This is a genomic window from Methylobacterium sp. (genome assembly GCF_019750675.1).
GTDB lineage: Bacteria > Pseudomonadota > Alphaproteobacteria > Rhizobiales > Beijerinckiaceae > Methylobacterium.
The window spans coordinates 1-6,373 of the sequence record NZ_JAIEOF010000329.1 but is presented as its reverse complement, the minus strand read 5'-3'; the positions used below and the strand labels follow the sequence as shown (position 1 = coordinate 6,373).

The following is a 6,373-nucleotide window of genomic DNA, read 5'->3' as shown; positions in this document are numbered from 1 at the left end:
CGACAACGCAGCGTCGCGCCTGGAGCCACAGGGCGGTGCGCATTTCGATGTGCTGGTGATCGGGGCCGGTATTTCGGGCCTCAGCGCGGCCCACGCCCTGCAGACCAAGTGTCCCGGCAAGAGCTACGCGATCCTCGAGGCCCGCGACTCGCTCGGTGGAACCTGGGACTTGTTTCGCTATCCCGGCCTGCGCTCGGATTCCGATCTCTACACTTTCGGCTTCAGCTTCCGGCCGTGGACCGAGGACACGTCGATCGCCGACGCGCCCTCGATCCTGAACTACCTGCGCGCCACCGCCGAGGCGTTCGGCATCGACCGTGAGATCCGCTTCGGCCAGCGCGTGGTGTCCGCGGCCTGGGACACATCGGAGGCGCGCTGGACCCTGCAGGTCGAGGCGGGACAGGAGCGCATCGCCTATACCTGCGGCTTTCTCTATGTCTGCGCCGGCTACTACGACTACGCGGACGGCTATCGCCCGGACTGGCCGGGCACGGAGCGCTTTGCGGGGCCCATCGTGCATCCGCAGGCCTGGCCCGACGACCTCGACTATGCCGGCAAGCGCGTCGTGGTGATCGGCAGCGGCGCCACCGCGGTGACGCTGGTGCCGGCGATGGCAAGGCGCGCCGACCACGTGACCATGCTGCAGCGCTCGCCCACCTACATCGTGGCGCTGCCCGCGCGCGACCGCATCGCCAACTGGCTGAAAGCCCGCCTGCCGGGGCCTATCGCCCATCGCCTCGCGCGCTGGAAGAACATAGGCCTGAGCATTCTCTTCTATCAGTTCGCGCGGCGGAAACCCGAGACGCTGACGCAGCGCATCCTCGACGGCATCCGCAAGCAACTTGGACCCGACTACGATGTCGGCAAGCATTTCACGCCGCGCTACAAGCCATGGGACCAGCGCCTCTGCCTTGTGCCGGACGGCGACCTGTTTCAAGCGATCCGCACTGGCAAGGTGAGCGTCGAGACCGACACGATCACGCGCTTCACCGAGGACGGGCTGGAACTCGCTTCCGGAAAGACCCTTTCGGCCGACATCGTCGTGAGCGCCACCGGCTTGAAGATGAAGCTGATGGGCGGCGTGCAGGTCAGCGTCGATGGCGTCATGCTCGAACCGGCCGAACATTACTTGTACAAAGGCATGATGTTGAGCGACGTGCCGAACCTCGCCATCGCCCTCGGCTACACCAACGCCTCCTGGACGCTGAAATGCGAGTTGACGGCGGCCTATGTCTGCCGCCTCCTGCGCCGCATGGACAGGCGGGGCAAGGCGTGGTGTGTGCCGCGCCGCGGAAAGGCCACCGGCGATGCGCCACTGATCGGCTTCAGCTCGGGCTATGTCACGCGCGCGCGTGACCTGATCCCGAAGCAGGGCACCGCGTCGCCATGGAAGCTTCACCAGAATTACATGCTCGATCTCGCCGGCCTCCGCTACGGCCGGCTGGATGACGGCGCGATGGTGTTCGGCGGCCGGCGCACCGACACCCGGCGGGCGGCCTGAACACCGCCTGCCGCGGGGCGGACGGCTGCATCCGGCCTCATCGCCGCGCCCGTTGGGCTCCGCGCCCTCCGCCGTCGAACGGGGCGGACATCCGTCGCACCGAGGCTTTGTGAGGGCAGGAACCGACCGCATGTTCGATCTCAAGGGACGCACCGCCCTCGTTACGGGCGCGGGCAGCGGCATCGGCCGGGCCATCGCGGTCTCGCTCGCCGGGCGTGGCTGCAACCTCGCCCTCGCCGACGTGAACGAGGCGGGCTTGGCCCAGACCGCGCAGCCCCTCGCCGGGAGCGTTCGGGTCACTTGCCACCGCCTCGACGTCACCGACCGGGAGGCCGTCTCGGCGTTGCCGGCGGCGGTGGCCGCAGCGCATGGCGGCCTCGACCTCCTCGTCAACAACGCGGGCGTGGCCCTGGCCGGTACGTTCGCGCAGGTGAGCGAGGCCGACTTCGAATGGCTGATCGAGGTGAACTTCTGGGGCGTCGTACGCATGACCCGGGCCTTCCTGCCGATGCTGCAGGCATCTCCCGAAGCGCGGATCGTCAACCTGTCGAGCCTCTACGGCCTGATCGCCCCGCCGGGCCAGACCGCCTACGCGGCGAGCAAGTTCGCGGTTCGCGGATTCTCGCAGGCGCTTGCCCACGAGTTAGAGGGCGGTACGGTCGGCGTGACCGTGGTGCATCCCGGCGGTGTCGCCACATCGATCGCCGATTCGGCGCGGGCCACCGCGGCCCTCTCGACGGAGGAGTTGGAGCGCGGGCGCCGCATCGCCAACAGTCTCCTGACGATGCCGCCCGCCCAGGCCGGGGACATCATCGTGCGCGGCGTCGAGCGACGGCGGCGACGCATCCTCGTCGGCACCGACGCCAGGATCGCCTCGCTGATCGAGCGCCTCATGCCGGTTTCCTACTGGGGCGTCTTGAACCGCATGAAGGGAGAGCGCATGTGACCACGCCCTTGCTGACCGCGTTCGCAGTGGGCGCCCTCGTCCTCGCCGCCCTGATGGGCTCTGCCTTCGTCCTCACGTGGCTCATTGCCCGGGGCGTCACACGGCGCCTGCCTCCGCGTGGGCGCTTCCTCGATCTGCCGCAGGGCCGCATCCATTACCTGGAGGCCGGGAGCGGCCGGCCGCTCGTCTTCGTGCACGGTCTCGGCGGACAGCTCGGCAACTTCGCGTATGCCCTGCTCGACAGGCTCTCGGACCGGTTCCGGGTGGTGCTGATCGACCGGCCGGGGTCCGGCCACTCACCGCGATCCTGGCGCGCGCCCGCCGGCCTGCCGGGCCAGGCCGACAGGATCTCGGGTGTGATCCGTCACCTCGGGCTCGAGCGCCCGATCGTGGTCGGGCATTCGCTGGGCGGCGCGGTCGCCCTCGCGCTCGGCCTCGGACATCCGCGCCTCATCGGCGGTCTCGCGCTGATCGCGCCCCTGACGCAGCCGCAGGACACGGTCCCCGCACCGTTCCGGCTCCTCGCCATCCGCTCGTCCCTCCTGCGGCTGGCCGTTGCCTGGACCCTCGCGACGCCACTGGCCATTCTGCGCAGCCGAAGCGTCCTGGCCACGGTGTTCGGGCCGGACGCGGTGCCGGCCGATTTCGGAACGCGGGGCGGCGGCCTGCTCGGCCTGCGGCCATCCAGCTTCTACGGCGCCTCGATGGACCTGAACGCGGCCGGTGCGGACATGCCGGCGCTGGCGGCGCGCTACCCCGACCTCGCCGTGCCCGTCGCCGTCCTCTACGGAACGGGCGATCGTGTGCTCTGCCCGTCCGAGCATGGGGAGGGCTTGAAGCGGGCATGGCCCGGTACGCGCCTCGACCTCGTACCGGGCGGCCACATGCTGCCGGTCACGGATCCCGACCGTGTCGCGGCGTGGATCGCGGCGATCGCGGCAGAGATGACGCCAGCGGAGGCGGCGCCCCATACGGCCGCGCCATCGGCGCCAGAGAGTTCGTAAGTCCAGCAAAACTCCGACTTCGGCTTCGATGAATGCCCCCTCGGGCAGATCGGTATGATAAGCGTTGCTCGCCCCGCTAATGCGAGTGTCCCGACCGCTGCTGCGACGGTGCCGCCGCTCGCAGAGCGGTCACGTGGGTTGGTGCGGACGCTTTCACGATGCCGACGCTCAGGTCGGGTCTGGGCTGCCGATCTTGGAGCGGACGCTCCCTTGGACGTCTCCGGTGCCGCGGGGAGATCAGAGAATCTGGCCCGGAAACGGGCAAGCCGAAGACCGCGAACCCTCAGATTTCGACCCAACTCAGCCGCACAGGATGTTTTCGTTGCGGCTAGACGGCAGACGTGAGCACCCACTCCTGCGGATGGCTCAAACCGGCTCAGACGGAAGGACGCGTGTGGCCCTGCGGTGGATCCTCGTGACGGCCGGCGGGATCATCGCCGGTCGAGTTCTGGTCAATACCTTGGCTCGGCGGCGTGCCAGGCAGGCCCGAAGCGCGGATTTGGGCCGCCTTGCGGTGAGGCAGGTCCGCGTCGACGGCAAGACGATGCATGCCCGCGTCTCGGTTGACGCCGTACCGGATGACCGTCTGCCCGTGATCCTGGTCCACGGGCTCGGGATGTCCAGCCGCTACATGATCCCGCTCGCACGGCATCTGGCTCCTCATTTCAGAGTCTATGCGCCTGACCTGCCCGGCTTCGGCTTGAGCGAGAAACCCCACCGAACGCTCACGGTGCGCGAACTCGCGGACGCACTGGCGACCTGGATGCATGCGGTGGGCGTGGCGCGCGCAGCGTTTGTCGGCAATTCACTGGGCTGCGAGGTGTTGGTCGAATTGGCGCTCCTTCATCCGCAGCTTGTCGAACGCCTCGTGCTGCAGGGTCCCACGCCGGACCCGGAGGCGCGTGGCCTCGTCCGGCAAATCGTGGGCTTCTTCGCCATCGCACCGTTCGAGCGCTGGTCGCTCGCATGGGTGGCGTTCACCGACTATGCCCGCGGCGGGATCGGACGCTACATCCTGACCCTGCGCAGCATGGTCGACAATCACATTGCGCAGAAGGTCCAGCGGGTCACGCAGCCGACGCTCGTGGTATGGGGCACGCGCGACTACATCGTCCCGCATACATTCGTCGCGAGCCTCGCCGGGTCCCTGCCACATGGCCGGCTTGCGGTCATCCCGGACGTGGCTCACGGGATCAACTACTCGCATCCGGAAGCTTTCACTGCGGTCCTCCTCCCGTTTCTCTTCGGTGACGCGGAGAGAGCCCGTCGCACGGAGCCGAGCCCCGGCGGTCAGCGTATCGTAGCGCGTCAGTGATGGTGGCCTGATCGACAGGTCCACCCACGTGCCCTTCGTTTGGCCCCGAGCTTCCGTCTGCGATTAACGGCCGGCGGCTCCTGAAGTCTGGTTCGTGCTCTGAATGTCCCATTTTTCATCTCCCGACCGGCCCATGTGGGCAGAGAGAGTAGGGATGCCGCGAACGCGGGCCGCGCGTCACCAGTGCAACGTTTAGGGTGTGCTTCGCGGACCTGTCAGGCCGAGAAGCAGACTGGCTGCGTCCGACCTAACCCGGTCGTCCATACGGCCGTAATGGCCGCCGGATCGCGGACCACAACGACCGGTCCCCTCGGAATGCGGACCAAGGCGAGACAGCCCTTCCTATCGCCGCGGCAGGCGGTGCAGCGCCGTCAAGAAGGCGTCCACGTCCGCGCGGGTGTTGTAGAAGGCCAGCGAGGCCTGCACCGACTGGTCGACGCCGAAACGGCGTAGGGCCGGAAGGGCGCAATGGTGGCCCGAGCGCACCGCGATGCCGTGGGCATCGAGATGGTGGGCCACAGCCTCGTTGGCGTGCCCGTCGATGACGAAGGACATCACGCTCGCCTTCTGGCGGGCGATGCCGATCGGGCCCAGACCCTTCACGTCGGCGAGGCCGGGCCGCATCGGGGCGACGCCGGGGCCGCACGCGCAGATCATCGAGGCGGTGAAGCCGATCGCGGCGCAGCGGGGGCTCGATCTCCAGATCATCGAGTTCTCCGGCTACGTCGTGCCGAACGAGGCCCTCTTGCCCGGCGAGATCGAGGCGAACTCGTTCCAGAACCAGCCCTTCCTCGACAACCAGAAGGCCGACCGAGGCTACCGGATCACCGGTGTCGGCCTCACGGTGAACTTCCCCCTCGGCATCTATTCGAAACGCCACCGGAGCTTCGACGCGGTGCCGAACGGCGGCATCGTGGCGATCCAGAACGACCTGACCAATGGCGGGCGCTCGCTGCTCCTCCTGCAGGACAAGGGCGTGATCAAGATGGCCCCCGGCAAAGGGTTCAAGCCGACGGTGGCCGACATCGTCGAGAATCCGCGCAGGCTCCGCTTCATCGAGGTGGACGCGGCCCAGACGCCCCGTGCCCTCGACGACATGGACGCTGCGGCGGTCAATACCAACTACGCGACGCCCGCCGGCCTGAAGCCCTCCGACGCGGTCCGGAAGGAGGAGCCGAAGGGCCCCTACGTGAACATGCTGGCGGTCCGCGAGGCCGACAGGGACAAGCCCTGGGTCAAGGCCCTAATGGAGAGCTACCGCATGCCTGGGACCAAGGCCTTCGTGGAGACGACCTTCGGCGGGACGGTGCTCACGACCTGGTAGGCCGCGCCGGTCAGGCGGTCTGCCCCACCGGACGCGGGGGGCGGGGTGAGGGACTGGTCCAGCAGGGTCGGCAGGGTGCGTGCGGTCCGATCCTGGGCCGCCACGTCCCCGGAGCGAGGCGCATCGAGCGTGACCGTCGTAGGTCTTCGAGAGGTCCTGGATCGTCAGCATCGCGGTGTGTCCGAAGCCATGTCCGTGGCGGGGCCGGTCCTAAAGCACGCCGCAGCTGACATCCTGCCAGCGCAGCAGCGGGCGGCTCGCCAGGACGAGGAGACCGTCGGCG

Annotated in this window: 5 protein-coding genes and 1 pseudogene; 5 read left to right on the top strand and 1 reads right to left on the bottom strand. The window is 68.5% G+C overall.

What is annotated here, in order from left to right; all coding sequences use genetic code 11:
• Positions 1 to 49: 49 nt before the first annotated feature.
• The 4 genes from K2X24_RS16755 to K2X24_RS16740 all read left to right on the top strand — a co-directional run bounded on the left by K2X24_RS16755 (position 50) and on the right by K2X24_RS16740 (position 4,766).
• Positions 50 to 1,501: an NAD(P)/FAD-dependent oxidoreductase gene (locus K2X24_RS16755; protein ID WP_292499475.1), complete on the top strand. Its 1,452-nt coding sequence runs from the start codon at positions 50 to 52 to the stop codon at positions 1,499 to 1,501.
• A gap of 130 nt (positions 1,502 to 1,631) precedes the next feature.
• Positions 1,632 to 2,447, top strand: coding sequence for an SDR family NAD(P)-dependent oxidoreductase (locus K2X24_RS16750; protein ID WP_292499474.1), 816 nt, complete (start codon positions 1,632 to 1,634; stop codon positions 2,445 to 2,447).
• A complete protein-coding gene (locus K2X24_RS16745; protein ID WP_292499473.1) occupies positions 2,444 to 3,451 on the top strand; it encodes an alpha/beta hydrolase in 1,008 nt (335 codons plus the stop codon). The genes K2X24_RS16750 and K2X24_RS16745 overlap by 4 nt, the downstream gene beginning before the upstream one ends.
• Positions 3,452 to 3,845: 394 nt before the next feature.
• Entirely contained in the window at positions 3,846 to 4,766 is a 921-nt protein-coding gene (locus K2X24_RS16740; RefSeq protein ID WP_292499472.1) for an alpha/beta hydrolase, read from the top strand.
• Positions 4,767 to 5,108: 342 nt separating this feature from the next.
• On the opposite strand, the pseudogene K2X24_RS16735 reads toward K2X24_RS16740, so the two are convergent.
• Positions 5,109 to 5,444 (bottom strand): annotated as a pseudogene (locus K2X24_RS16735) (aminotransferase class V-fold PLP-dependent enzyme); the annotation flags it as partial.
• Between K2X24_RS16735 and K2X24_RS16730 the strand changes: the two are divergent.
• Entirely contained in the window at positions 5,344 to 6,090 is a 747-nt protein-coding gene (locus K2X24_RS16730) for a MetQ/NlpA family ABC transporter substrate-binding protein (RefSeq protein WP_292499471.1), read from the top strand. The pseudogene K2X24_RS16735 and the gene K2X24_RS16730 sit on opposite strands and share 101 nt — an antisense overlap.
• Positions 6,091 to 6,373: the final 283 nt, after the last annotated feature.

Coding starts and splice junctions, on each gene's coding strand:
- K2X24_RS16730 (WP_292499471.1), top strand. CDS start 5,344: ATGCCGATCGGGCCCAGACCCTTCACGTCGGCGAGGCCGGGCCGCATC.
- K2X24_RS16750 (WP_292499474.1), top strand. CDS start 1,632: ATGTTCGATCTCAAGGGACGCACCGCCCTCGTTACGGGCGCGGGCAGC.